This is a genomic window from Thermodesulfobacteriota bacterium (assembly GCA_040758155.1).
Classification (GTDB): Bacteria; Desulfobacterota; Deferrimicrobia; order Deferrimicrobiales; family Deferrimicrobiaceae; genus UBA2219.
Genome location: JBFLWB010000149.1, coordinates 1 through 25,639, shown reverse-complemented (window position 1 = coordinate 25,639; position 25,639 = coordinate 1). Strand labels below are relative to the sequence as shown.

Below are 25,639 nucleotides of genomic sequence, written 5' to 3'. Positions count from 1 at the left end.
TCGGTGATTGGCATTGGTTTTGCTCTTTTCCCTAACGCATCGCCAGGCCGTCCATCTTTTCATACCGGCAGTTCTTCTTGGGACAGTTTTCCGCCGACGCCGGGGCACGACGCCGCAGGCCTGCCCGGGAAACCGCCGGGTGAAAAGGAAGTGCGGCCGGCGAAATTTTTTCATTGGGGGTACTACGCATGAGCTGTTCCACCCCGAACCGGACCGTCTGGATCGCATCGTTCCTGATCGCCCTGTTCGCCGCAACCGTGTTCATCGCATCGGATGCAGAAGCGCAGTCCTCGTACTTCTCCTCCAGAGGATGCGTCTCCTGCCATCCCTCGCCGACGCCGGCGACATGCAACGGCTGCCACCGCCACGGAGCGAACGGCGGCCTGAGCGCGACGACGAACAAGACAACCTATGCGCCCGGAGAAACGGTCACGGTGACCCTCACCGCATCGGGCAGCAGAACCGGCTGGATCCGGGCAATCCTTTACAGAGACAACGTCGAGGTGGCCCGCAGCACCGGGGATGCGACCGGCGGAATGGGCGGGGGAGCGGGATACCCGATCACCTTCAACACGCCCGCGCCGACCACGCCCGGAACCTACAGCTACGTCGCCGCATGGTTCGGGAACACGGCGAACAGCGGCTCGACCCACGGGGAAGTCCGCGCAGCCGCCAGGAGCATCACGGTGTCGGCGCCGATCCCGACGGACACCACCCCGCCGACGGTGAGCTCCACCGGTCCGGCGAACAGCGCGACGAACATCAACCCCGCGACCGCGGTGACCGCCACCTTCAGCGAAGCGGTTTCCGGCGTCAGCGGCACGACCTTCTACCTGAGGGCGGCCGGCAGCGCCACGAACGTTCCGGCGACGGTGTCGCTCAACGCCGCGGGGACCACGGCGACGCTCCAGCCGTCCGGCGCCCTCGCTTACAGCACCACCTACACGGCGACGGTCACCACCGGCGTCCGGGACGCCGCGAGCAACGCGATGGCGGCGAACTACTCCTGGTCGTTCACCACCGGGGTCGCACCGGACACCACGGCTCCGACCGTCACCTCCATGAACCCGGCGGCCAACGCGACCAACGTCGCGGTCAACGCCTCCATCAGCGCGACGTTCAGCGAAAACATCCTCCCGTCCTCGGCGACGACCTCCAGCTTCACCGTGGCCGGGGTGACCGGAACGGTCAGCGTCAGCGGCGCCACGGCGACGTTCACCCCGTCCGCACCGCTGGCCTACGCCACCACCTACACGGCGACGCTCACGACGGGCATCCGGGACCTCGCGTCGAATTCCCTGGCGGCGAGCCGCTCCTGGACGTTCGCCACCGGCGCCGCGCCCGACACCGCCGCTCCGGCGGTCTCGTCCACCGCGCCGGTTTCCAACGCGACGGCGGTCCCCGTTTCCTCCGCCGTCACGGCCACCTTCAGTGAGGCGATGAACGCCTCCACGATCACCACGGCGAACTTCCGCCTGGCGCAGGGTGCGGTCAACGTTCCGGGCACCGTAACCCTGGCGGGGAACGGCACCACGGCAACCTTCCAGCCCAGCGCTCCGCTGGCCTTTAACACCGTATACACGGCGACGGTCACCACCGGCGTCCGGGACCTGGCCGGCAACGCCATGGCGGCGAACCGCACCTGGTCCTTCACCACCGGCACGGCTCCGGACACGACGGCTCCCTCGGTCGTGAGCGTTTCCCCGGCCGCCAACGCCGCGGGCGTCTCGGTGAACTCGGCCCTCACGGCGAACTTCTCCGAGGCGGTCAACCCCCTGACGGTCACCGGCGCGACGTTCACGCTCCGGAACGGCTCGGCGCCGGTCGCCGGGTCGGTCTCCGCCTCCGGCGGGGCCGCCACGTTCCAGCCGAGCGCCCCGCTCGCGAACGGGACCACCTATACCGCAACCCTCACCATCGGGATCAAGGACCCGGCGGGGAACGCCCTGGCGTCCCCCTACTCCTGGTCCTTCACCACCGGCGCGGCGGCGGACACCACGCCTCCGGCAGTGGCCGGCACCTCCCCCGCGGGGAACGCGACCAACGTTCCCGTCGGGTCGGCGGTCACGGCGACGTTCAGCGAGGCGCTCGACGCCTCCACCGTCACCACGGCGACCTTCACGCTGAAGGACAACACGGCCGCCGCGGTGGCCGGCACGGTGACGGTCTCCGGGACCACGGTCACCTTCGCGCACTCGGCACTCGCCGCGGGCACCCGGTACACGGCGCTGCTCACGACGGGGATCAAGGACGCGGCGGGCAACGCCATGGCCCAGGAGCACTCCTGGTCCTTCACGACCGCCTCGGCGGTCCAGCCCGGCGACGGCGATGACGACGATGACGACCGCGACGGCGACGGCTCCGGCGACGACGATGACGACGATCCGGACGACGACCGGAGAGGCTCGGTTCGCGACCACCGGCATCACAGAAGGATCCGCGTCGACGCCTCCGAGAACGATCGCGGCTACCTGAGAGGAATGAGGGCGGTGCTGGAATCCGCCCCCGAGATCAACCAGACGGGCAAGCCGGCCGGGTATGATTTCCCGTACGGCCTCGTGGAATACAATGTGGAAGGGATCGCGGACGGCTCGACCGTCCGGGTGAAGCTGACCTTCCCGGAAAACCTGCCGGAAGGCAGCAAGGTGTACCGCGTGGACTCCGCCGGCTACACCGAGTACCTTGGAGCCACGATCAGCGGCAACACCGTCACCCTGTCGCTCACGGACGGCGGTGACGGGGATCGGGACCTCTCGATGAACGGCGTCATCGCCGACCCGGTGGGCGTCGCGGTCCCCACGGCTGCCACGCCGGAAAGCTCTTCGGGCTGCTCCGTCGCCGGCGGCGGCGACCCGACCGACTTCTCGGGCGTGTACGGCGCGCTGATGTTCGCGGGGATGATCTTCCTCCTCCGCGGGCGCGCCAGGGGCAAGGCGTCCGTGAAATAATCCCCTTCCCCTGAAAAGGGGGCGGGACACGAAGGGCCGGTCCGCCGATGGCGGGCCGGCCCTTTCCTTTTTCGAACGGCATGGGGCCGAAATACCACCGAATCGCCATCCGGTTTACCCGCATCGAAATTCGTACAGGTTTATTTGCATCAATTCTCCGACAGGTTTATCGGCATCCATTCTCAAATCTCCGAGAGGGGGGAAGGACCATGAGAAGACGCGAATTCCTGAAATCGGCCTTTGCCGGAGCCGGACTGCTGCTCGCCGCGACGCCGGGAGCGAAAGCCGCAGACCCGTCCGCCGGCAACCCGACCGACGGAACGCCGATGCAGTTCATCCCCAAGAAGGCCGCGGACCCGCAGGCTGCGGAAAACGACATCGCGAAGTATCCCAAATGCCCCTATTGCGGGATGGACCGGAGGCAGTACCACCATTCCCGTATGCTGGTGCACTACTCGGACGACCTGGCGGACGGCACGTGCTCCCTCCATTGCGCGGCGATCAGCCTGTCGATCAACGTCGACCGGGGTCCGAAGGCGATCTACGTCGCCGACAACGGATCCGCCGCCGATCCCAAGCCGCTGATCGAGGCGGGAAACGCGGTCTTCCTCGTCGGCAGCTCCCTGAAGGGCGTGATGACGGCGCGCAGCAAGGTGGCGTACGGCACCGAAGCGGCGGCGAAGGCGTCGCAGGCGGCCAACGGCGGCGAGCTGGCGGAGTTCGACAAGGTGCTGCTCGCGGCGTATGCCGACATGGCGCAGGACGTCGCCATGATCCGGAAGCGGCGCGCGGAACGGATGAAGATGCAGCACCAACACCGGGAGCACGATCACAAGTGAGGCGGCTCGCGGCGGGACTGGCCGTCGCGGCGCTCCTGTCCGCGGCGGCCTGGGCATCCGACGGGAAGCCGGTGAAGCCGAAGGCCGGGGACAAGTGCCCCGTCTGCGGAATGTTCGTGTCGAAATACCCCGATTTCCTCGCCGAATCGATCCATCGGGACGGAAGCTACGCCGTATTCGACGGGGCGAAGGACCTGTTCAAGTATCTCCGGAATCCGGGGACGTTCGCGCCGGGCCGCCGTCCTTCGGACATCGTCGCGATCTACGTCACCGACTACTATTCGCTGGCGCTGATCGACGGGAAGCGCGCCCTCTACGTCGTCGGCAGCGACGTCTACGGCCCCATGGGCAGGGAACCGATCCCCTTCGCCGCCGAGAAGGAGGCGAGGGAGTTCCTGGCCGACCACAAGGGGAAGCGCATCCTGCGGTTCGAGGAAGTCACCGCGGATGTCCTGAAGGGGCTGGATTGAAAGGCCGCGGCCGGGTCGGGCGGTTCCTGGCGCTGGCCGCGCTCCTCGCGGCGCTTTGCCTGCTGGCGGGGATCGACGCCGCCCGGCGGCGGGCCGAAGCCGATGAGCGCTTCGCCGCGAACCGCGCGCTGGCGGGCCGGATCGGGTTCACCGATCCCTGCCTCTCCACGGACGCCCGCTACACCCGGCATCCGTCGCTCGCGGACCTCCACAGCCCGTTCCAGGAATCCCCCCTCGCCCTGGAGCATTATCCTTCGGGATCGCTGGTGCTCCCGCCGGCGCACCTGGGGATGGCGCGATGACTTCCGGGCCGCGCAGGCATCTCCGCATCTTCGCATTCACGGCCGGCGCGCTCCGCCGCCGATGGCGGAGGAATCTCGTCCTCGCCGTGGTGTATGCGGCGATGATCTTCTTCACGGCCACGGTCGTCTTCCTGTCGCAGGCGCTGGAGCGGGCGGCGAAGGAGGCCCTGCGGGACGCACCCGAGATCACGGTGCAGCGGCTGATCGCAGGCAGGAACGCCCCGGTCTCCGCGGACTCCGCGGCGGCCCTCTCGGGGATCGTCGGCGTCCGGGAGGCGCGGCCTCGCCTGTGGGCATACCATGACGATCCGGCCGCGGGCGGGCTGCTGCTTTTGCGGGTCCCGGAGGACGGCCGACTCCGGGGGCACGATGCGGCCGCCGGCGCGGACCTGACCCGGCGCCTCGGGATCCCGGCCGGCGGAACGATAGTTCTCCGCGCCCCCTCGGGAGAACCGGTCGCCCTCCGCGTCGCGGAAACGGCGGTGACGGGATCGCCGCTGGGATCCGCCGCGCTGGTCGAGGTTTCCGAAACCGCTTTCCGCGAAATCACGGGGATGCCCGAAGGGACGGCCACGGACCTGGCGCTGCGCGTCCGCAACCGGAAGGAGGTGCCCACCGTCGCGGCCAAGATCGGCCTTCGCCACCCGGCCGCGCGCCCCGTCCTGCGGGACGAGCTGGTCCGGACGTACGGCTACGTGTTCAACCGGCGCTCGGGCGTGATCGTCGCCGTCCTCCTGCTCCCCCTCCTCGCCTTCGTGCTGTTCGCCTGGGACAAGGCTTCGGGCCTCGACCCATCGGAGCGGCGGGAAATCGGGATCATGAAGGCGGTCGGGTGGGAAACCTCGGACATCCTCCTGCTCAAGTCCTACGAAGCGATCGCGGTCTCGATCGCCTCGTTCGCCGCGGGGACCGGGCTGGCCGCCGTCGCCGCGTCTCTGCCCCACCCGCCGGCCGTGCTCCAGGCGCTGCTCGGCTGGTCCACGCTGTACCCGCCGTTCCGCGGACCGGCCGTCCCGGACGCGTACCAGGTCGCCACCCTCTTCTTCCTGTCGGTGTTCCCGTACCTCGTCGTGACGGTGATCCCGGCATGGAGGGCGGCGACGACGGATCCCGACCTTGTCATGAGGGGCTGAAAATCGTGATCGAGCTGCGGGACGTCACCAAGATCTTCAACGCGGGCAGGCCCAACGAGTTCGCCGCCGTGCGGAGCGCCAGCCTCACGGTGGAGGCACGCGGAGCCACCGCGCTCACCGGTCCCAGCGGATCGGGGAAGACGACGCTCCTCGGGCTCATCGGCTGCATGGCGCGGCCGACGTCCGGGCGCATCTCCTTCCGGGGAGAGGTGGTTTCCGGGCTTCCCGAGCGTTTCCTCACGGAGTTTCGCCGCCGCACGTTCGGATTCGTTTTCCAGCAGTTCCACCTGATCCGCGGGCTCTCCGCGCGCGAGAACGTGATGCTGCCCGCATACCCGCTCGGGGAGCCGCTGCGAAAGGTCCGGGCGGAGGCCGACCGGCTGCTCGAGCGGCTGGGGATCGGGGCGAAGGCGGACGCGGGGGTGGAATGGCTGTCCGGGGGGGAGGCGCAGCGCGTGGCGATCGCCCGCGCGCTCATCAACAATCCCCCGGTGATCATCGCCGACGAGCCGACCGCCCACCTGGACACCGCGCTGTCGCTGGAATTCATCGAGGTCATGCGCGGCATCCGGGAGGAAGGGCGCACGCTCATCGTCGCGAGCCACGACCCCCTCGTGTACGAATCGGACCTGATCGACCGCGTCGTCCGCGTGCGGGACGGCCGCGTGGCGGAAGCGCCGGACCGGCCGTGATCCTCCACCCGCCGATCCTGGCCCTCCTGGCGGGCGCCCTGCTCGGCGGTTTCCTCCTGCTCTTCGCCTCCCGGCACGCGATCCGGATCCTGCGCCGCTGGGACCTCGACAGCGGCAGCGAGCTGCAGCTCGAGCTGGAGCGCAGGACCTGCCTCGTGTCGACCGTCGTGGCGTACGCATGCGCCTTCCAGGCGGCTTCGCTGTTCCTGTTCGTCTACACCGCGGACGACCTCGCCGCGCTCTTCGTCGGGGCGATGTGCGCCGCCGGGACGCTTCACGCGAATCCCTACGGCTACCCGGCGCTGGGGCTGAAAGCCGCCGGCGCCGTGCTTTCGGGCGTCTGGCTGGTCGTGAACCACGCCGACAACCGCGGCAGGGACTACCCCCTCATCCGGGAGAAATACGTGTTCCTGCTGGCGCTCGTCCCCCTGTTCCTGGCCGAGACGGCGGCCATGGCGGCATATTTCGGCGGGCTGAAGGCCGAGGTGATCACCTCGTGCTGCGGAAGCCTTTTCGGAGGGAGCTCCACCGGGGTCGGGTCGGAGCTGGCTTCGCTCCCCGTTTTTCCGATGCAGGCCGCATTCTACGCGTCGGTCGCGGCCCTGCTGGCGGCAGGCGCCGTCTACCTGCGCCGGGGCGCGGGAGGGCGCTTCGCCGCGGCGGCCGGCATGACGGCCTTCGCCGTCTCCCTGGCGTCCATCGTCTCCTTCATCTCGCCGTTCGTCTACGAGCTGCCGACGCACCGCTGCCCGTTCTGCATCCTGCAGCGGGAGTACCATTACATCGGATATCCCATGTACGGCCTGCTTTTCGCCGGCGCCGTCTCGTCGGCAGGCCTCGGCTGGCTGGGCGGGCGGCGGATCCCGAGCCTCGCTTCCGTCCTCCCCCCGCTCACCCGCCGGCTGGCCGTCACGGCGATGGTCTGCTTCGGCGCGTTCGCGGCTCTCGTAACCTGGGCGATGCTTTCCACCTCCTTCCGGCTCGAGGGATATTGACATGGGGACCCGGTTCCTCCGCCGGCAGGCGGCCCTGCTCGAATGGACGCTGGCCTCCCTCGGAAAGAGGGCGGGGAAAACGGCCGTGCTTCTCGTCGTGCTGACGCTGGCCGTCTTCCTGCTCGGGTCGCTCGCCTTCTTCCGGGCGTCGTTCCGTCTCGAGGCCTCGGAGATGCTCCGGGAATCGCCGGACATGGTGATCCAGCGGATGGCGGCCGGACGGCTCGATCCGGTTCCCTCCACCGCGGCGGACACCGTCCGCGCGCTTCCGGGCGTGGCCGATGCGCGGGCGCGCCGGTGGGGCTATTATTACGACCCGGCGACGAAGGCGAATTTCACGGTGGCCGTTCCCCTCTCCCGGCCCCTCGCGGAGGAAGAGGCGGCCATCGGCTGCGCCGTCTCACGGAGCCGGTCTCTTTTCCCGGGCGACCTGCTCTACATGCGGTCCTACGGCGGGGAGCCCGTCTTCCTTGAGGTGAAATCCGTCCTGCCGGCCGGAGCGGACTTCGTCGCCGCGGACACGGTGCTCGTATCGGATGAGGATTTCCGCCTTCTCTTCTCCTTGCCGCCGGACCAGGCGATCGACATCGTCGTGCGCCTCTCTCCCGGCGCGGACCCGCGCGCGGTCCGGGAGGGCGTCCTCAGGGCGATCCCCGGCGCCCGCGTCGTCACCCGCGAGGAGATCCGCGCAACGGCCGCCTCGTTCCTGGACGTCCGGAACGGCATGGCGGCGGTCCTCGTACTGGCGACCTCGCTGGCTCTCCTGATCGTGTGCGCCGACAAGCCGTCGGCGGCCGGCGGGGACGAGGGAAGGGAAATGGGGATCCTCCGGGCGATCGGATGGAGCCGGTCGGAGGTGCTGGCCGCGAAGGTCTGGGAATCGCTGGCGGTGTCGTTCGTGGCGTTGTCCGCCGGGATGCTCGCGGCCTACGCCCATGTCTACCTGTTCCGGGGGGCGCTTTTCGCCGCCCTCCTCCGGGGATGGGCCGCGATCTCTCCCGATCTCTCCCCGGTCCCGGCCTTCGACGTGCCGTTCCTGGCGGCCGTCGCGGCGGCCGTCGTCCTGCTTCCCGCCGCGGGGGCGCTCCTTTCCGCCCGGCGGGCCGTCACCGGAGACCCCGACACCGCGATCCGGGGCTGAAGTCACACCCGGATCACCTCGCCGTCCTGCAGGAAGCCGATGTTGCGGCGCCCCAATGCGGCGATCTCGTCCTCGATCTCCTGCCGGAACTGCGGCTTGAGATGCATGATGTAGATCCGCTCCGGACGCCGCGCCATCTTTCCGATCTCCTTCCCGAGAAGGGCGGGCGTGAGGTGCCCGCTCGCCAGGGCGAGATCCTCCATGCGGTTGGGGAACGAGGTCTCCGTGATCAGCGCCTTCACGTCGTGCCCGGCCATCCGTCTCCAGAAGCGGTCCGTCGGGCCGGTGTCGCCCGTGTAGGCGATCGCCGTCCCTTCCGGGTCCTCGACGATGTACCCGTTCGCCGGGACGGCGTGGTCGACCTTCTCCATGGTGATCCTGTAGCCGTCCAACCGGAGCGGCCGGGCCCTGGCCAGCGTCCTGTACCGGAGCGACGGCCGGGAGGACGACGGGATCTTCGTGAAATCGGGCCAGATCCTTCCGTTGAAGATGTTCTTCTTCAGGTCCCCGAGGACCTGACTCCCTCCGAGGACGGTGATGGTGTTCCCCGAGCCGCGGCTCACGAGATTGTCGAGCAGGAAGGGGATCCCCTTGAGGTGGTCGAGGTGGGCGTGGGTGAGGAGGATGTACCGCAGGTTTCTCTCTTCCTTGATGTTCAGGGCCAGGGCGACCGTTCCCGCGTCCAGCAGGAATTTCCCGTCCACGAGGAACGCGGGGCAGTTGTGACCGGGAACCTCGGAGCCCGAAGCGCCCAGAACCTTGATCTTCATCCGGGAGTCCTCTCTTGTCCCTATCCATTTTAGGGCATTTCGGCGGGAAAAAGCCGGTCAACCGGACGGGGCGTCGCGGCTGTGGGGATATAATATTGAATGGCGCTGGACTTCCACCCCGTGCCGCCGGAAAATTGGAGTCCACGGCGACATCCCGTTCGGCAAGGAGCGCATCCATGAATACGCGTGGCTTCCTGGCGACCTTTCTCCTCGCTATCGTCATCGCTCTCCTTCTCGCTCTCTTCCTGGCGTCCACGGCGGCGGCCGCGGCGAAGTCGATGAGCGTGCAGGTGAAGAAGGGCGACCTGAGGGCAACCCCCGCCTTCCTCGGGAAGATCGTGGCGACCCTGTCCTACGGAGACCGCGTCGAGGTGCTCGAGCAGAAAAACGCCTGGTTCCGCGTCTCCCCCGCGGGGAAGAACGTCACCGGGTGGATGCACTCCTCTGCGCTGACCGAGAAGCGGATCGTTCTCAAGGCGGGGGCGCGCGACACACAGGCCGCCGCGTCCGGCGGCGAGCTGGCGCTGGCCGGCAAGGGGTTCAACGCCGACGTCGAGGCCGAATTCAAGGCGCAGAACCGGGCCATCGATTTCACGTGGATCGACCGGATGCAGGCGATGGAGGTCCCGCAGGACCGGATCGTCACGTTCCTCAAGGAAGGCGGGCTGTCCTCCGCGGATGGAGGCGCCCGATGAAGACCTTCCGGTGGGCGGCATTCCTTGTCCTCCCGCTCGCCGCGGCGGCGCTCCTGCCGGGGTGCGCGGCGATGGACCAGGTGGCGCAGGTCGGGGCGGCCGTGGCCGAATCCAGCGGCGCCATCACGAAGGAGCAGGCGCAGTCGATCACCCGAAGCTCCGGAGCCCTCGCCAAGGCGGCAGAGGACTTCACTCCGGAGCAGGAGTACTACATCGGGCGCTCCGTCGGCGCGGTCATCGTCAACCGGTACAAGCCCGATAACGACCCGCAGGCCAATTCCTACCTGAACGTGCTCGGCCAGGCGCTGGCGCAGGCGTCCGACCGGCCGGAGACGTTCGGCGGCTACCACTTCCTGGTCCTCGAGTCGGACGAGATCAACGCCTTCGCGACGCCGGGAGGATTGGTGTTCGTCTCCCGCGGGATGCTCCGGCTGTGCCGGAACGAGGACCAGGTCGCCGCGGTCCTGGCGCACGAGATCTCCCACGTCCAGCTCCGGCACGGGATCGACTCGATCGAGAAGAGCCGGAAGACGGCGGCGCTGACGATCCTGGCGGCCGAGAGCGCCAAGACGTTCGGGAAGAAGCAGCTCGCCGATCTGACGAAGGAGTTCGAAGGGTCGATCAACGACATCACCTCCACCCTGGTCAACAACGGCTACTCCCGCGCCTTCGAGCGGGACGCCGACGCGAACGCCGTGAAGATCCTCTCCCGCATCGGCTACGACCCGAACGCCCTGGTCGCGATGCTCCGGGAGATGGAGAAGCGGCTCAAGCCCGGCGGCCCCGATTTCGCGAAGACGCACCCGTCCCCGGCGAGCCGGATCCAGGACCTCCTGGCCATGGACCTCCGGGGACCGGCCTCTCCCCCGCCTCCCGCGCGGCAGGCAAGGTTCCAGAAGGCGCTCGGCGGCGTCTGAGGAACGTGACCTTTTCTCCCGCCGGGAAGAAGGTCCTCGCGGGGGCGGCGGTGGCGGCCGCTTCCACCGCCCTCGCCTTCCTCCTGGGAGCGGCCGGTGTCTTCGACCGCTGGGAGCTGCGCACGTGGGACTGGCGGGCATCCCTGCTGGCGCGCCCATCCCCTTCCACCGACAACGTCCGCCTCGTCCTCCTCGACCAGCAGAGCCTCGACTGGGCGCAGAAGGAGAACGGCCTGTCCTGGCCCTGGCCGCGGGAAGTCTACGCGGCCGTCATCGGCTACCTGCGGCGGGCCGGGGCGGAGAGCATCGCCTTCGACGTCCTGTTCACGGAGCCGTCCGCGTACGGGGTGGCCGACGACGTCGCGCTCGGGGAGGCCGCGGCGGGCGGGCGGGAATTCGTAGGGGCGCTGTTCTTGGGCGAGAAATCCGGCGGCGCCACCACCTGGCCGGACGGGATCCCGCGGTATCCGCCGCGGATCGAGGGGCTGGAGCCCTGGATGACCGCCGGAAAAGGGCGCGGCGGCGTCACCGCTTCCGCGGGGCTGTTCCCTGTCGCCGAGATCGCCGGCAGATCCCCCTCCCTCGCCGACGTCCAGAACAATCCCGATCCCGACGGGATCTACCGGCGCGTGCGGCTGTTCCGCGTCTTCGACGGCAAGCCGGTCCCCTCCCTCTCCCTGGCCTGCTTCCTGGCCGCGCGCCCGGATGCCCCGATCGCGGTCCGGGAAGGGTCGCTGACCGTCGCCGGGAGGAGGGTTCCCATCGACGGGGAAGGGTTCGCCATCCTCCGCTACCGCGGCCCCTCCGGGGAGGCCTACCGGCATTACAGCGCCGCCGCAGTGATCCAGTCCGAGCTGCGGATCCAGGCCGGCGAGGAGCCGGTCATCAAGGACCCGGAGGCGTTCCGGGGGCGCCACGTCATCTTCGGCTTCAGCGCGCCCGGGCTCTTCGACCTGCGGCCGACACCCGTGGGCGGGGTGTTCCCGGGCTCCGAGATCCACGCGACGGCGCTGGACGGCCTCCTGGAGGGCGACTTCGCCTCCGGGGCGCCCCCCGCGGCCGCTGCGGCCGCCGCCTTCCTGTTCGCCCTTTCCGCCGCCGTCGCGGTCGGCCTCTCCCGGAAGGCGTGGCAGGGGCTGCTCCTCTTCGCGGCGTTCCTCCCGCTGCCGGCGCTGCTTTGCCTTTTCGCCTATTCGAGGGGCTGGTGGCTGCCGCTGGTCGTCCAGGAAGCCGCGGTCTCCCTTTCGCTCCTGGGGGCGCTGGCCGTGAACTACGCGACGGAAGGGCGGCAGAAGCGGTACATCAAGAACGCCTTCCGGCAGTACTTGAGCCCCGACGTCATCGAGCAGCTCATCGCGCACCCGGAGCGGCTGAAGCTGGGCGGGGAGCGGCGCGTCCTGTCGATCTTCTTCTCCGACCTCCAGGGGTTCACCGGCATCTCGGAGGGGCTCGACCCCGAGGCGCTGACCGCCCTGCTCAACGATTACCTGTCGGCGATGACGGACATCCTCCAGGAAGAGGGCGGGACCGTCGACAAGTACATCGGCGACGCCATCGTCGCCTTCTGGAACGCTCCGCTCGAACAGCCCGACCACGCGGAGCGCGCCGCCCGTGCGGCGATCCGCTGCCAGGAGAAGCTGGCGGAGATGCGCCCCCTCCTGCGGGAAAAGTACGGCAAGGATCTTTTCATGCGGGTCGGCCTCAACACCGGACCCGCGGTCGTCGGCAACATGGGATCGCGCAGCCGCTTCGACTACACCGTCCTCGGCGACGCCGTCAACCTGGCCTCCCGCCTCGAGGGGATCAACAAGCAGTTCGGGACCTACGTCCTGGCGTCGGAGGCGATGCGCCGCGGCCTGCCGCCGTCGTTCCCGGCGCGGGAGATATCGAACGTCTCCGTCGTGGGGAGGAAGGAGCCGGTGCGGGTCTTCGAGCTTCTCTCCGCCGGGGACGCAGCGGCCCGGGGGAAGGAGATCGAGGCGTTCGCCGAGGGGTTGAAGGCATTCGCCGCAGGGAATTTCGCCCGGGCGATAGAGAAGTTCCTCCCCGCGGCGGAGGCCGATCCCCCGGCGGCCGCCTATGCGCGGAAGTGCCGCTCCCTGATCGAGCGCCCCCCCGAGCGGTGGGAGGGCGTCTGGGTCATGACGGAGAAATAGGCGGAAGCGGGCGCGATTGACGACCCCCGGGCGCCGGGGCTATCTTGAGGCATGGCCACCGATCTCCTGAACGGCGTGCTCTCCCTTGCGGACTTCGGCCATGGCCTGGTCGGGAAGATCTCGGTCCTCTCGTTCGTCCTTCTTTTCTTCCTCGCCGTGAATTGCCTGATCGTCTTTTTCGGGAGGAAGCTCTCCCCCGTCAAGGTGAAATCCACCATCAAGCTCGCCCTGCTGGGCTTCCTCGTCGTGCTTCTGGACATGCAGCTCCGGTTCCCGCCTCCGTATGCGAGGCTGCCTGCCGACGTCGCGACCCTCGTCGCGATGCTGTGCGCGGCGAACTTCATTTCCTACATCGTCGTGGACGTCTACTTCTTCCACCGGATGGACCGGCAGGTCCCCTCGAACGTCCGCGATCTCGCCAACATCGCGGTGTATCTCCTCTTCGCCATGGCGGCGCTGCGGGTCGTCTTCCGGATCGAGCTCTCCTCGATCCTGACGACCACGACAGTGCTGACGGCCGCGGTGGCGCTGGCGATGCAGACGACGCTGGCCAACATCGCCTCCAGCTTCTACGTGCAGAACGACGAGAACCTGCGCAGGGGCACGTGGATCTCGCTGCCGGGGAGCGACCTCTCCGGCGAGATCGTCGATATGGGATTCCGTTACACCACGCTCCGGACGCTCGACAACCAGCGGATCCTGGTCCCCAACAACCACATCATGCAGAACATCGTCCGGACGCACGGCGCGGGGAAGGACGGGGAGAAGACCGCGGCCCACCTGAAGGTGGGGCTCGCCTATGAGATGCCTCCCGAGCTGGTCGTCGGGATGCTGCGGCGAATCCTCCTGGAGGAGGAGCACGTCCTGAAGGATCCCGAGCCGACCGTCCTCGTCGGCGGTTTCCTCGACAGCAGCGTCGAGTACGACCTGAAGTACTACCTCGACGACTACGCCTTCCACGTGAGGACCCGCGGCAGCCTGCTGAACAAGATCTGGTACGCGGTCGGGCGGGAAGGGTACGGGATCCCGTTCCCCCATCGGGAGACCATCGTGAAGGTGCCGCGGGTCCCGTTCGCGGAGGAGCGCGACGCCGTCCCGGGCCTTCTCCGGCGGGCGGAGATCCTGGAGTCGCTCGACGGGGAAGAGATCCGGAAGCTTTCGGAAAGGGTCCACGTCCGCGTTTTCGGGCCGGGCGAGACGGTGGTGCGGAAGGGGGACGGGGGGGCTTCGCTGTTCATCGTCCGGAGGGGGACCCTCGAAGTCCGGATCGACGGCGCCGCGGTCGGGACGCTGGGGGAGGGCGACGTCTTCGGGGAGATGTCGCTCCTCACCGGGGAGCGGAGAGGCGCGACCGTGTCCGCCCGGTCCGAGGCGCGGCTCGTCGAGATCTCGAAGGAGGACATCGAGCCGGCGATCCGGGCGAATCCCCGCCTGCTCGAATCGCTGAGCGCCCTCCTGGCGCGGCGGCAGGCGGCCAACCTCGAGCGGATGAAGGCGGCCGGGCAGCCGAGGGAAGCCGAAGGGAAGGAGGCGTTCCTGGTGAAGCTCAAGGCCTTCTTCGGCCTGTCCAGGGGCTGACGGGAGCTCCCGGATGCCGGCGGCGGCGACGGGCCGCAGGGCGGTCGGCGCCCTCAACTTCCTCGGAGGGATCTCCCTGCTCGCCGCGGGGGCGCTCCTCGAGGTCCCGGGGCTTTTTCGCCGCGGCTTCCGCCCCGTCTCCCGGGTGTTCCTGAAGCAGATCTACTTCACCGGCGTGGAGGCATGGGCGGTGATCGCCGCCCTCTTCTTCCTGATCGGCGCCATCGTCATCCGGCAGATCGTCAGCTTCGCCGGGGCCGACAGCGCGGGGATCACCGGGAAGGTGCTCGTCTGGATCGTCATCCGGGAACTCGGCCCCCTTCTCACCGCGGTGGTCGTGATCGCCCGCAGCGGCACCGCCATCGCGGCCGAGCTCGCCTCGATGAAGATCGGGGGGGAAATCGACGTCCTCGAATCCATGGGGATCCCCGCCGCCCGCTACCTCATCATGCCGCGGGTTCTCGGGGCGGCCGTCGCCGTGGTGGTCCTCACGCTGTACGCCGAGGTCGTCGCCGTGGCGGGCGGCTTCCTCGCCGGCTCGCTCGCATGGGGGATCTCCATCGACTGGTACGTCCAGGGGATCGTCCCGTTCCTCACGTTCCGCGAGATCGGCATCTCCCTTTTCAAGAGCCTCACCTTCGGCGTCGTCGTCGCGGCCGTCTGCTGCCGCCAGGGGCTGTCCGTGGAGGGAGGCCCCACCCAGATCCCGCAGGCGGCGACGAAAGGCGTCATGCGGAGCCTGCTGCTGGTGTTCGTCTTCAACACGGTCATCACCTTGGTCGCACACACCGCACCATGACGGCGCCCGTCCGGTTCATCGACGCATCCCTCCCCCCGCTCCTCGACGGCGCGAGCCGCGACTTCGAGGAGGAATCGGTCACGCAGGTCGTGACCGGGGGGGAGGCCGAGTGCGCCCTCCTCGCGAAGGCGATCGCCGGACTGGCGCCCCTTGCGGGAGGCAGGATCCTCCTCCTGGGAGAGGACCCGGCCGCCCTCTCCCGGAAGGACGCCTGCGCGCTACGCTCCCGGACGGCGATCTTCCACGCCGGCGGCGGGCTGATCTCGAACCTGAAGGTCGTCGAGAACGTCACGCTGCCGCTGTTGTACCATTCCGATGAGGACACGGAAGCGGTGTGGGAAAAAGCGGTCGCCTCCCTCGAGCGGGCGGGGTACCGGGGAAATCTCTTCGAGCTCCCCGGGCGGCTCACCTCCCTCCAGCGCCGGATGGTCGGGTTCGCCCGGGCGCTCGCGACGGACCCGGAAATCGCCGTCTACGACCGCCTCGCGGACGGCCTCCACGCGGAAGAGCGCGACGCGCTCCTGCGCACGGCGCTCGCGTTCCACGGGGAGAGGCCCGGGAGGGTCACGATCTTCCTGTCCGCCCGCCCCATGCCGGCCGCGGAGCGCGATACGATGGTCACCGTACACCTGACGAAGGGGCGATTCGCATGAAGATGGAACAGGATCCCCGGTTCAAGCACCTGGAAACGGTCGTCGGCGCCTTCGTCCTCGCGGCCCTTGCGACGCTCGTCGCCGCGGTGGTGTACCTCGGGACGGCGAGCGACATCTTCGGGGACAAGTACCACCTGCGCTTCCGGTCCGATTCGGGAGCCGGCCTGCAGAAGGGGATGCCCGTCAAGCTCTCCGGATTCCGGATCGGGAGGATCCAGAAGCTCGCCCTCGACGACCAGGCGAAGGTGGTCGTCTGGATCCGGATCGACCGGAAGTATTCCAGGTGGATCCGGAAGGACTCGACCGCCACGCTCTACAAGGAGGGGCTGGTCGGCGACAGCGTGATCGACATCTCCGTGGGCTCGCCGGACAAGCCGGAGCTCGAGGAGGACGACTTCCTCCCCTTCGAGGCGGCGGGGGAACTGAGCGACATCGCGATCCGGCTTTCCGACTCGGTCCAGGAGGTCCTGGGCGAAGTCCGGCACACGGTCGACTACATCAACGACCCGGACGGCGACGTCAAGAAGACGCTGGCCAACGTACGGCTCCTCACCGCGAACCTCGAGGAGACCCGGCGCAACGCCGATGCCCTCCTGCGGAACGTGGCCGACAATGTCGGAAAGGTCGGGCCCATGTTCGAGAGCATGACGGCCCTGGTCGACGACGTGGGCCGGACCGTCACCCCAATGCTCGACAACGTGAGCCTGAGGATCCCCGTCCTGCTCGAGCGCGTGGAAAAGACGGCGGCCGAGACGGAAAAGATCGCGCAGGAGTTCCGGAAGACCGCCGAGAAGTCGGCGCCCGGGATCCCGCGTCTTGTCGCCGGCGCGGAGGAGCTCGTGGAGGACACGGACGACGTCGTCAAGGGGATGAAGAAGATGTGGCCGTTCCGGAAGCACATCCCGCGGGAGACCCGGCCGGGGATCGTTCCGGGGGACAGCCATGAATGACCGCCCGCGTGTTCACCGCCGCGCCGCCGCGGCCGTCCTCCTGTGCGTCTTCGCCTGGCTTGCGGCCGCCGGTTGTTCCGGTCCCGCCCCGATCCCCGTCCCGGCGGCGAAGGAAAGCGCGATGGCGTGGAACCGGCGCGGCCTCGCCGCCGAGAAGCGCGGGGACCGCGACGGCGCCCTCTCCGCGTTCCGGGAGGCGCTCAAGATCCACCGGTCCATCGAGGACGATAGCGGCGCGGCCGTCTCCCTCGTCAACCTCGCGCGGGTCCATCGGCTCGGGAAGGAGCTTGTCCCCGCGAGGGAACGGATCGACGAGGCGCTGCCGCTCGTCTCCCCCGGAGACGCCCTCTTCCCGGAGGTCGCCTTCGAAAAAGGGAAGATCGCCCTGGCCGCGGGCGACCTTCCGGCGGCGGAAGCGTGGTCCGGGAAAGCCGTCGCGGCCGGCAAGGGCGCGCCTTCGGGCCGGATGCTCAACCTGCTCGGCAGGGTCCTGCTCCTCGAGGGAAAGGGCGGCGAGGCGCGCCCGCGCGCCGCGGCGGCCCTCGAGGCGAACCGCATGGCGAAGGATAGCGCGGAGGAGGCGAATTCCCTGCGGCTTCTCGGCGACCTCGCGGCGGCCGGAGGCGACCGGCCGGAGGCGGAGAAGCTCTACCTCCAGGCGCTCGCCGTCGACAAGGAGATCGCCGAAAGCGCGAAGATCGCCGCCGATCTCCGGGCGCTGGGGGCCGCGGCCGCGGCGCGGGGAGACGCGGAGCGGGCGATCGCCTTCTACGGACGCGCCGCCGAGGTGAGCCGCAACGGGGACGATCCGGAAGGGGCCGCGGCGGCGCTCTCGGAGATCTCCCGGCTGCGGCGGGAGGGCGCTCCGCGGGAGCGGTAACGAATCCATCCGGAGGTGTCGCTTGGGCTGCGGCAGCGGACGTCACTTTCTTCAGATCCCGGGGCCGACCAACGTCCCCGAGCGCGTCGCGAGGGCGATCGGCCGGTCCACCATCGATCACCGGGGGCCGGAGTTTTCGCGTCTGGCCATTGAAGTCCTCGACGGGCTGAAGAAGGTTTTCCGGACCGGCGGGAAGGTGGTCGTGTATCCCTCCTCCGGGACCGGGGCCGGGGAAGCCGCGCTGGTCAACACGCTCTCGCCGGGGGACCGGGTGCTCATGTTCGAGACCGGGCATTTCGCCGTCCACTGGCGGGACGTGGCGCAGCGGATCGGGCTGGACGTCGATTTCGTATCCGGAGACTGGCGCCGCGGGGCGGACCCCGCCGCGGTCGCGGAGAAGCTTTCCGGCGACCGGGAGCGCAGGATCAAGGCGGTCATGGTCGTCCACAACGAGACTTCCACGGGAGCGGTCAGCCGCCTCTCCGAAATCCGCGATGCCATCGACCGGGTCGGGCACCCGGCCCTGTTCCTCGTCGACGCGATCTCCTCCCTCGCCTCCATCGACTACCGGCACGACGACTGGAAGGTCGACGTGACGGTCGGCTGCTCCCAGAAGGGGCTGATGCTGCCGCCGGGGCTCGGCCTGAACGCCGTGAGCGCGAAGGCGTTGGAAGCGTCGAAGTCGGCGCGGATGCCCAGGTCCTACTGGGACTGGGAGCCGATGGTCCGCGACAACAAGATGGGCTTCTACCCCTACACTCCCGCGACGAACCTGCTGTTCGGCCTGCGCGAGGCGCTCGCGATGCTCTTCGAGGAGGGGCTGGAAAACGTATACGCCCGCCACCGCCGCCACGCCGAGGCTACGCGCCGGGCGGCGCGCGCATGGGGGCTCGAGATCCTGTGCATCGATCCCGCCGAATACAGCCCCGTCCTGACGACCCTCCTGCTTCCGTCGGGCCACGACGCGGACGCGCTGCGGAAAGTCATCCTGGAACGGTTCGACATGTCGCTCGGGGCGGGACTGGGAAAGCTGAAGGGCAAGGCGTTCCGGATCGGGCACCTGGGCCACTTCAACGACCTGATGCTGGCCGGGACGCTCTGCGGCGTGGAGATGGGGCTCTCCCTCGCGGGCGTCCCGCACTCGCGGGGAGGCGTCGCGGCGGCGCTGGAATTCCTCGCGGGGCCGGGGTAAAGCCGTCAGGATGCCAGCGCGCCGAACCGCCGGAGCAGCTCCCGCGATTCGGGGGTGTCGCGGATCGCGGCCTCCAGCGCCTCCGGGTCCTGCCCCTCGGCCCGCAGCTCCCCGGCGCACGCGCGGACATAGGCGCGGGCCGCGTCGGCGGAGAACTCCGGGTGGAACTGCACTCCCCAGGCGCGCTCCCCCATCCGGAACGCCTGGCGCGGATCGCGCCCGCTCTCCGCGAGCGGGACGGCGCCGTGCGGCAGGACGATGACCGACTGGGCGTGGCAGACATGCACGGGGATCGTTCCAGGGAGCCCCCGGAACAGCGGGTCTTCCTTCGCGCCGCTCAGCAGGCGGATCTCCGCGGTCCCGAACTCGCGCCCCCGGGGGTTGTACCCCGCGCGCCCTCCGGCCGCCTCGGCGAGAAGCTGGTGGCCGTAGCAGATGCCCAGGAGCGGCTTCCCGGCGGAAAGCGCGTCGCGGAGCCAGCCGGACGTCGCCTCGCTCCACCGTTCCCGGTCCGTCACCATGGCATGGGATCCGGTCACGACGGCGCCCGAAAGCGATGACGGCTCGGGCAGCGCCTCGCCGAGCGGCGGGCAGCGCACGAGGAGCCGGTCCGGGTCGACGCCCAGCCCTTCGGCCACCCAGTCCTCGAAATCGCCCCGGTCGGCCGCCAGGCCGGGGAAGGTGCCACCCGCCTTCACGATCAGGATCCTGCCGCGCATCGTTCTCCTCCAAGGATCAGGATACGCTTACCCAAGGAAACCCGGGAACGGGAGCAGGCATCAAAATCGGCGAATGGGGGCGATCGGGTGATCTGGATCTGGACCGGCTTCATCGGCTTCATCCTGCTGCTCCTCGCCATCGACCTCGGTGTGCTCCACCGGGAATCCAGGGCCGTCACGATGAAGGAAGCGCTCGCATGGTCCGTCATCTGGACCGTCGTGGGGCTTGCCTTCGCTCTCTTCGTCTACTTCGGGTACGAGCAGCGATGGCTGGGGCTCGGGACGGCGGTGGACGCGATCGACGGCGCGGCGAACGACGGCCGCGAGGCCGTCCTGAAATACCTCACCGGCTACGTGATCGAGCGGTCGCTGAGCGTCGACAACGTATTCGTGATCGCCATGATCTTCTCCTTCTTCGCCGTCCCGGCGGAGTATCAGCACCGCGTCCTTTTCCTGGGGATCCTCGGCGCCCTCGTGATGCGCGGCGCGATGATCGCGATGGGAGTGCGGCTGATCGCGGAGTTCGACTGGATCCTCTACGCGTTCGGCGCGCTCCTGATCCTGACGGCGCTGCGGATGCTGTTCCTGAAGGAGGGGGAGACCGACCTCGAGAAGCTCGTGGCGATCCGGCTGGCGCGCCGTTTCCTGCCCATCACCTCACGCTACCACGGGGAGCATTTCATCGTCCGCGATGCGGACGCGGCGCCGGCGGAAACGGGAAAGGCGGCCGGCTGGATGCTGACGCCGCTCGCGCTGGCGCTGCTGCTGGTGGAAACCACCGACCTCGTGTTCGCCGTCGACTCCATCCCGGCGATCTTCGCGATCACCGCCGACCCGTTCCTGGTGTTCACCAGCAACGTCTTCGCCATCCTCGGGATGCGGGCGCTGTACTTCGCGCTGGCGGGGATGATGGGAAAGTTCCGCTACCTGAAGGCGTCGCTCGCGGTCGTGCTCCTGCTGGTGGGCGGGAAGATGCTGGCCGCCCATTGGCTGAAGGCGGCCTTCGGGAAGAACGTCGGCCTTTACCTGATGATCGTCATCTTCCTGGTCCTCGGGGCGGGGATCGCCGCCTCCCTGGCGCGGGCGCGCCGCGACCCGGGGAAGTGAATCAGTCCGGCCGGACTTTCCGGAACAGCCCCTCCAGCGCCGCCTCGTCGAGCGTCTCCTTCTCGAGCAGCTCCCGCGCGCCTTCCTCCAGCACGTCCCGGTTCCGCTCGAGGAGCCCGCGCGACTTCCGGAACGCCCCCTCGACGATCTCCCGGATGGCGCAGTCGATCTCCCGCGCGGTCTCCTCGCTGTAGGTCCGCTCCAGGAAGCCGCCCGGGTGGCCGCCGAGGAACCCGGTCGGCTCCGTCTCGAAGGCGACGTTCCCCAGCTTGGGCACCATCGCGTAGCGGGTCACCATGTGCCGGGCGGTGTCGGTCGTCCGGGCCAGGTCGTCGGCGGCGCCGGTCGACAGGTGGCCGTAGACCAGGTGCTCCGCCGCCCGCCCGCCGAGCAGGACGGCCATCTTGTTCTCGAGCTCCTCCTTCGTCATCAGGTACCGGTCCTCCGTCGGGCGCTGGATCGTGTAGCCCAGCGCGCCGATGCCGCGGGGGATGATCGACACCTTGTGGACCTTGTCGGAGCCCGGGATGCCGGCCGCCGCCAGGGCGTGCCCCATCTCGTGGTACGCCACGATCTCCCGCTCGCGCGGGTTGAGGACCCGGTTGCGCTTCTCGAGTCCGGCGATGATCCGCTCCAGCGCCACCGTGAAGTCGGCCATCCCCACCTTCTCCGCGCCCCGCCGGGTCGCCGCCAGCGCCGCCTCGTTCACCAGGTTGGCCAGGTCCGCCCCGGTGAATCCCGGCGTGAGCCCCGCGATCGCCTCCGGGTCCACGGTCTCGTCCACGGTCGCCTTCTTCAGGTGGACGCGCAGGATGTCCACGCGCCCCAGCCGGTCCGGACGGTCGATCAGCACCTGCCGGTCGAACCGCCCCGCGCGCAGCAGCGCCGGGTCGAGGATCTCCGGCCGGTTCGTCGCCGCGAGGAGGACGATCCCCGACATCGGGTCGAAGCCGTCGAGCTCCACCAGGAGCTGGTTCAGCGTCTGCTCCTTCTCGTCGTGCCCCCCCGACATCGGCCCCGCGCCCCGGGCCTTCCCGAGGGCGTCGAGCTCGTCGACGAAGATGATGCAGGGCGCCTTCTTCCGCGCCTGCTCGAACAGGTCGCGGACGCGCGCCGCCCCCACGCCGACGAACATCTCGACGAACTCGGAGCCGCTGATCGAGAAGAACGGGACCCCCGCCTCCCCCGCCACCGCGCGCGCCAGAAGCGTCTTCCCCGTGCCCGGGGGGCCGACGAGGAGGATCCCCTTCGGCATCCGGGCCCCGAGGCGCCCGTACTGCCGCGGGTCCTTGAGGAAGTTGACGGTCTCCTGCAGCTCGCCCTTGGCCTCGTCCACGCCCGCGACGTCGGCGAAGGTCACCTTCGTATCCGATTCCACGAAGACCTTCGCCTTGCTCTTCCCGATGGACATGAGGCCGTCCGATCCCACCCGCCCCGCCATCTTCCGGGTCAGGTAGACCCACACTCCCGCGAAGAGGACGATCGGGACGACCCAGGACAGGAGCAGCGGGAGGAAGTTGCTCTCCACGTACCCGGAGTACTTGACGTCGTACTTCGACAGCTCGTCCACGATCTCCGGCTCGACCCGGGTCGTCGAGAACCGCGTCTTCCCGTCCAGCGGGCTTTTCAGCTCCCCCCGGATCTGGTTGGAGGTGACGACGACCTCCTTGACCTTCCCCTCCTTCAGCAGCTTCTGGAACTCGCTGTAGGGAAGCGGCGCCACTTCCTGGAACTTGACGATGGTGCTCTGGAGCAGGAGAACGCCCAGCAATGCAAGGAAAACGTACAAGAAGGTGAACCGGGTCTTGTCCATGCCCCCCTCCTGGGGAATTGCGGATCCGCGGCGACTTTTTCCATCGATGCATCTATGATGCACCTTGCGGCGGACCCGGCGCAACCTGCCGGGAGTGGCGGAGGGGATCTTTGGAGGAACGCACCAAGGGAGTGATGTACGGGATCCTGGCCTACGGCCTCTGGGGGGTGTTCCCGCTGTATTTCAAGGCGGTGGCCGCGGTGCCGCCGCTGGAGATCCTGGCCCACCGGATCTTCTGGTCCTTCCTCGCGCTTGCGATCGGGGTGGCCGCGGCCCGGCGGGGCGGGGAGCTCCGCGCGGCGCTCCGGGACCGCGCCGCGGCGAAGATGCTGTTCGGCTCCACGCTCCTGATCGCCGTCAACTGGCTCCTTTTCGTGATCGCCGTGACGACGGACCGGGTGCTCGAATCGAGCCTCGGCTACTTCATGAATCCCCTGGTGAACATCCTGCTGGGGCGCCTGTTCCTCGGGGAGCGCCTCCGGGGGGCGCAGCGGATCAGCCTTTATCTTGCGGCCGCCGGCGTCGCCCTGCTGGTGGCCCTGCACGGGAAGGCGCCCTGGATCTCCATGGCGCTGGCGGTGACCTTCGCCTTCTACGCGCTCCTGCGGAAGCTGGCCCCGGTCGACTCGCTCTCCGGGCTGACCTTCGAGACCGGGCTTCTGGCGCCGGCGGCTTTCGGCCTGATCGCCTGGGGCGCCTTCTCGGGGCACGGGGCCTTCCTCTCCGGCTCCGGGCGGTACGACCTGATCCTGCCGCTGGCGGGCATCGTCACGACGGTCCCGCTGCTGGCGTTCGGGGGCGCGGCGCGCAGGATCCGGCTTTCGACCCTCGGTTTCCTCCAGTACATCTCCCCGACGGGGCACTTCCTGCTGGCGGTGTTCGCCTTCGGCGAGCCGTTCGGCAGAGGCGAGCTGGCGGCCTTCCTCCTCATCTGGGCGGGGCTCGCGGTCTACTCCGTGGATGCACTCCACGAGGTGCGCAGCGCGGGAGGAAATTGATCCAAGTCAATGTTCCCCGTCCCGGGTTGCACGAGAATTTCGATGCAAGGCCCGCCGCCCGTATAATGAATCGGTCGGGCAGGGACAGGCATCTGTTTTCGTGCCGCATCCGGGAGATCCAAGCCAGCGAAAATCGGCAGAAGGAGGGGGACGGATGAAACGGTCAGTGCTGTTTCCGGTCGTCGCGATGGGGATTGCGCTCCTTGCCTTCCATGTGTCCGGCGCCGCGGCCGCGGCCGGAGGCGATATCGGGACGGAGGCCGCGATCTACGGACCGATGACCGTGCGCGCCGTGCCGAAGGCCGCGAAACCGGTAGAGCGCCCGGTGGCGGAAAAAAGCTGCTTCGAGTGCCACGACGAGATCAAGGCGCTCAAGGAAGGCGGAAAGCACGCGAAGATCAACTGCGCGAACTGCCACGACGGGACGGCGGAACACCTGAAGGACGAGGCGAAGCGCCCCGTGACGCGCGTCGACCTCGAGACGTGCGGGCGCTGCCACCCGGATCAGTACGCCAGCCAGAACACCCTGAACCTGAAGAAGGCGGCCCGGACCGAGAAGTCGCTGCTCACGGAGCGCTCCCCGAACCCGTTCTGGGACAAGCTGATGATGGGTCACGGCTTCACCAAGGAGCATGCCAATCCCCGCAGCCACGCCTACATGCTCCTCGACCAGTTCGTCGTGGACCGCGCCTTCGGCGGCCGGTTCCAGCCGAAGAATGGCTGGGGATACGTCTCCGTCCCGGGGCCCGTGAAGGTCTGGGACATCCTCGAGGACCGGTACCCTGGCAACACGGAGCACAAGCCTTTCCTCCCCGAGAGCGCCGCGGCGGCGAACCCCACCTGCATGCAGTGCAAAACGCAGGACCAGATCCTGAAGTGGAAGTATATGGGGGACAAGGACCCCAAGGCGAAGTGGGACCGCACCTCCAACGTGGTGGAGTTCGTGAAGGATTTGAACAACGCGATGAACTGCTACATCTGCCACGACCCCCACGCCGCGAAGCCGCGGATCGTCCGGGACGGCCTGATCCAGGCGCTCACGCGGCCGGAGAAGGACACGCTCTGGCACAAGGACCCCAATCCCACGAAGATCGAGGTGAAGGAGTTCCGCGACGGCTACCGGAAGATCGCCCTGCTGGAAAAGTACGACGCGAACCTCCAGTGCGGTCAATGCCACGTCGAGTACAACTGCAACCCCGGCTTCGACCCGAAGACGGGGGAATACTCGATCAAGGCGGCGGACCAACGGACCAACCACTTCCCGTTCAAGAATGTCTTGGGGATCTACGACCACTACAACGCGCTGGGCTTCCGCGACTTCCGGCACACGCTGACCGGCGGGCTGCTCTGGAAGGCGCAGCACCCCGAGGCGGAGACGTACTGGGGATCGGTGCATGACAAGGTGGGCGCCAAGTGCAACTCCTGCCACATGCCGAAGGTGCGCAACGCCAAGGGGAAGGTGTACACCTCCCACTGGCAGACCAGCCCGAAGAACTACCTGCGGCAGACCTGCCTGACGTCGAAGTGCCACCCGAACCTGACCGAGCACCAGGCGATCTACGAGATCGAGTCGATCCGCAACTACACGAAGGGGAAGATGCGCAAGGCGGAGTTCTGGATCTCCGAGCTGATCGACAGGATCGTCGAGGGGAAGAACGCGGGGCTGCCCGCAGACGTCATGAAAGAGGCGCAGGAGCAGCACCAGAAGGCGCACGTCCTGTGGGAGTGGTGGACGGCGGAGAATTCCGACGGCTTCCACAACCCGGCGCTGGCCCGCGAATCGTTGACGCGCTCCGTCGAGGAGTCGCGCAAGGGAATAAAGATCATCGGCGACGCCATGGCGAAGAAAGCCGCGGCGAAGTAATCCTTCCGGGGGCGGTCCTCGCGACCGC

The 25,639-nt window shown here is 68.7% G+C and carries 23 protein-coding genes; 20 read left to right on the top strand and 3 right to left on the bottom strand.

Features of this window, described 5'->3' with window-relative positions; all coding sequences use genetic code 11:
* Positions 1-188 precede the first annotated feature (188 nt).
* From AB1346_10500 to AB1346_10465, 8 genes are all read left to right on the top strand, one after another.
* Positions 189-2,948, top strand: coding sequence for an Ig-like domain-containing protein (locus AB1346_10500; GenBank protein ID MEW6720866.1), 2,760 nt, complete (start codon positions 189-191; stop codon positions 2,946-2,948).
* A gap of 209 nt (positions 2,949-3,157) precedes the next feature.
* A complete protein-coding gene (locus AB1346_10495; GenBank protein ID MEW6720865.1) occupies positions 3,158-3,787 on the top strand; it encodes a nitrous oxide reductase accessory protein NosL in 630 nt (209 codons plus the stop codon).
* Entirely contained in the window at positions 3,784-4,257 is a 474-nt protein-coding gene (locus AB1346_10490) for a nitrous oxide reductase accessory protein NosL (protein MEW6720864.1), read from the top strand. Before AB1346_10495 ends, AB1346_10490 begins: the two co-directional genes overlap by 4 nt.
* Positions 4,254-4,559: a hypothetical protein gene (locus AB1346_10485; protein ID MEW6720863.1), complete on the top strand. Its 306-nt coding sequence runs from the start codon at positions 4,254-4,256 to the stop codon at positions 4,557-4,559. Before AB1346_10490 ends, AB1346_10485 begins: the two co-directional genes overlap by 4 nt.
* The gene (locus tag AB1346_10480) at positions 4,556-5,692 is read left to right on the top strand and encodes an ABC transporter permease (GenBank protein MEW6720862.1); all 1,137 of its coding nucleotides are present in this window, start codon (positions 4,556-4,558) and stop codon (positions 5,690-5,692) included. Before AB1346_10485 ends, AB1346_10480 begins: the two co-directional genes overlap by 4 nt.
* A gap of 5 nt (positions 5,693-5,697) precedes the next feature.
* On the top strand, positions 5,698-6,384 hold the full coding sequence (locus AB1346_10475) for an ABC transporter ATP-binding protein (GenBank protein ID MEW6720861.1): 687 nt from the start codon (positions 5,698-5,700) through the stop codon (positions 6,382-6,384).
* Entirely contained in the window at positions 6,381-7,379 is a 999-nt protein-coding gene (locus AB1346_10470; GenBank protein MEW6720860.1) for a hypothetical protein, read from the top strand. Before AB1346_10475 ends, AB1346_10470 begins: the two co-directional genes overlap by 4 nt.
* A 1-nt stretch (position 7,380) precedes the next feature.
* Positions 7,381-8,520: an FtsX-like permease family protein gene (locus AB1346_10465; protein ID MEW6720859.1), complete on the top strand. Its 1,140-nt coding sequence runs from the start codon at positions 7,381-7,383 to the stop codon at positions 8,518-8,520.
* A 2-nt stretch (positions 8,521-8,522) separates the two neighbouring features.
* Here AB1346_10465 and AB1346_10460 read toward each other — a convergent pair whose 3' ends face one another.
* Positions 8,523-9,290, bottom strand: a complete 768-nt coding sequence (locus AB1346_10460; GenBank protein ID MEW6720858.1) for an MBL fold metallo-hydrolase — start codon at positions 9,288-9,290, stop codon at positions 8,523-8,525.
* 176 nt (positions 9,291-9,466) lie between these two features.
* On the opposite strand from AB1346_10460, the gene AB1346_10455 reads away from it, so the two are divergent.
* From AB1346_10455 to AB1346_10415, 9 genes are read left to right on the top strand one after another with little or no spacing between them, the layout of a single operon-like run.
* Complete coding sequence (locus AB1346_10455) at positions 9,467-9,985, top strand: SH3 domain-containing protein (GenBank protein MEW6720857.1); 519 nt, start codon at positions 9,467-9,469, stop codon at positions 9,983-9,985.
* A complete protein-coding gene (locus AB1346_10450; GenBank protein MEW6720856.1) occupies positions 9,982-10,902 on the top strand; it encodes a M48 family metalloprotease in 921 nt (306 codons plus the stop codon). The genes AB1346_10455 and AB1346_10450 overlap by 4 nt, the downstream gene beginning before the upstream one ends.
* A gap of 5 nt (positions 10,903-10,907) precedes the next feature.
* Entirely contained in the window at positions 10,908-13,058 is a 2,151-nt protein-coding gene (locus tag AB1346_10445) for an adenylate/guanylate cyclase domain-containing protein (protein ID MEW6720855.1), read from the top strand.
* Positions 13,059-13,109: 51 nt separating this feature from the next.
* Positions 13,110-14,636, top strand: coding sequence for a mechanosensitive ion channel family protein (locus AB1346_10440; protein MEW6720854.1), 1,527 nt, complete (start codon positions 13,110-13,112; stop codon positions 14,634-14,636).
* A 13-nt stretch (positions 14,637-14,649) separates the two neighbouring features.
* Positions 14,650-15,435, top strand: a complete 786-nt coding sequence (locus AB1346_10435; GenBank protein ID MEW6720853.1) for an ABC transporter permease — start codon at positions 14,650-14,652, stop codon at positions 15,433-15,435.
* Positions 15,432-16,088, top strand: a complete 657-nt coding sequence (locus AB1346_10430) for an ATP-binding cassette domain-containing protein (protein MEW6720852.1) — start codon at positions 15,432-15,434, stop codon at positions 16,086-16,088. Before AB1346_10435 ends, AB1346_10430 begins: the two co-directional genes overlap by 4 nt.
* Positions 16,085-17,038, top strand: coding sequence for an MlaD family protein (locus AB1346_10425; GenBank protein MEW6720851.1), 954 nt, complete (start codon positions 16,085-16,087; stop codon positions 17,036-17,038). Before AB1346_10430 ends, AB1346_10425 begins: the two co-directional genes overlap by 4 nt.
* Entirely contained in the window at positions 17,031-17,918 is an 888-nt protein-coding gene (locus tag AB1346_10420) for a tetratricopeptide repeat protein (GenBank protein MEW6720850.1), read from the top strand. Before AB1346_10425 ends, AB1346_10420 begins: the two co-directional genes overlap by 8 nt.
* Positions 17,919-17,940: 22 nt before the next feature.
* Positions 17,941-19,110 (top strand): aminotransferase class V-fold PLP-dependent enzyme, encoded by a 1,170-nt coding sequence (locus AB1346_10415; GenBank protein ID MEW6720849.1) that lies wholly within the window; start codon positions 17,941-17,943, stop codon positions 19,108-19,110.
* A 5-nt stretch (positions 19,111-19,115) separates the two neighbouring features.
* Here AB1346_10415 and AB1346_10410 read toward each other — a convergent pair whose 3' ends face one another.
* The gene (locus tag AB1346_10410) at positions 19,116-19,829 is read right to left on the bottom strand and encodes a glutamine amidotransferase (GenBank protein ID MEW6720848.1); all 714 of its coding nucleotides are present in this window, start codon (positions 19,827-19,829) and stop codon (positions 19,116-19,118) included.
* 87 nt (positions 19,830-19,916) lie between these two features.
* Here AB1346_10410 and AB1346_10405 point away from each other — a divergent pair, with 87 nt between their 5' ends.
* The gene (locus AB1346_10405) at positions 19,917-20,936 is read left to right on the top strand and encodes a TerC family protein (GenBank protein ID MEW6720847.1); all 1,020 of its coding nucleotides are present in this window, start codon (positions 19,917-19,919) and stop codon (positions 20,934-20,936) included.
* Position 20,937: 1 nt separating this feature from the next.
* Here the strand turns inward: AB1346_10405 and ftsH are convergent, their stop codons facing one another.
* Positions 20,938-22,749, bottom strand: a complete 1,812-nt coding sequence (ftsH, locus tag AB1346_10400) for an ATP-dependent zinc metalloprotease FtsH (protein ID MEW6720846.1) — start codon at positions 22,747-22,749, stop codon at positions 20,938-20,940.
* 110 nt (positions 22,750-22,859) lie between these two features.
* Here ftsH and rarD point away from each other — a divergent pair, with 110 nt between their 5' ends.
* Both rarD and AB1346_10390 read left to right on the top strand, forming a co-directional pair.
* On the top strand, positions 22,860-23,747 hold the full coding sequence (rarD, locus tag AB1346_10395) for an EamA family transporter RarD (protein ID MEW6720845.1): 888 nt from the start codon (positions 22,860-22,862) through the stop codon (positions 23,745-23,747).
* A gap of 154 nt (positions 23,748-23,901) precedes the next feature.
* The gene (locus tag AB1346_10390) at positions 23,902-25,611 is read left to right on the top strand and encodes an ammonia-forming cytochrome c nitrite reductase subunit c552 (protein MEW6720844.1); all 1,710 of its coding nucleotides are present in this window, start codon (positions 23,902-23,904) and stop codon (positions 25,609-25,611) included.
* Positions 25,612-25,639 lie beyond the last annotated feature (28 nt).

Coding starts and splice junctions, on each gene's coding strand:
- AB1346_10450 (MEW6720856.1), top strand. CDS start 9,982: ATGAAGACCTTCCGGTGGGCGGCATTCCTTGTCCTCCCGCTCGCCGCG.
- AB1346_10420 (MEW6720850.1), top strand. CDS start 17,031: ATGAATGACCGCCCGCGTGTTCACCGCCGCGCCGCCGCGGCCGTCCTC.
- AB1346_10455 (MEW6720857.1), top strand. CDS start 9,467: ATGAATACGCGTGGCTTCCTGGCGACCTTTCTCCTCGCTATCGTCATC.
- AB1346_10390 (MEW6720844.1), top strand. CDS start 23,902: ATGAAACGGTCAGTGCTGTTTCCGGTCGTCGCGATGGGGATTGCGCTC.
- AB1346_10425 (MEW6720851.1), top strand. CDS start 16,085: ATGAAGATGGAACAGGATCCCCGGTTCAAGCACCTGGAAACGGTCGTC.
- AB1346_10500 (MEW6720866.1), top strand. CDS start 189: ATGAGCTGTTCCACCCCGAACCGGACCGTCTGGATCGCATCGTTCCTG.
- AB1346_10495 (MEW6720865.1), top strand. CDS start 3,158: ATGAGAAGACGCGAATTCCTGAAATCGGCCTTTGCCGGAGCCGGACTG.
- AB1346_10410 (MEW6720848.1), bottom strand. CDS start 19,829: ATGCGCGGCAGGATCCTGATCGTGAAGGCGGGTGGCACCTTCCCCGGC.
- AB1346_10430 (MEW6720852.1), top strand. CDS start 15,432: ATGACGGCGCCCGTCCGGTTCATCGACGCATCCCTCCCCCCGCTCCTC.
- AB1346_10460 (MEW6720858.1), bottom strand. CDS start 9,290: ATGAAGATCAAGGTTCTGGGCGCTTCGGGCTCCGAGGTTCCCGGTCAC.
- AB1346_10480 (MEW6720862.1), top strand. CDS start 4,556: ATGACTTCCGGGCCGCGCAGGCATCTCCGCATCTTCGCATTCACGGCC.
- AB1346_10435 (MEW6720853.1), top strand. CDS start 14,650: ATGCCGGCGGCGGCGACGGGCCGCAGGGCGGTCGGCGCCCTCAACTTC.
- AB1346_10465 (MEW6720859.1), top strand. CDS start 7,381: ATGGGGACCCGGTTCCTCCGCCGGCAGGCGGCCCTGCTCGAATGGACG.
- AB1346_10440 (MEW6720854.1), top strand. CDS start 13,110: ATGGCCACCGATCTCCTGAACGGCGTGCTCTCCCTTGCGGACTTCGGC.
- ftsH (MEW6720846.1), bottom strand. CDS start 22,749: ATGGACAAGACCCGGTTCACCTTCTTGTACGTTTTCCTTGCATTGCTG.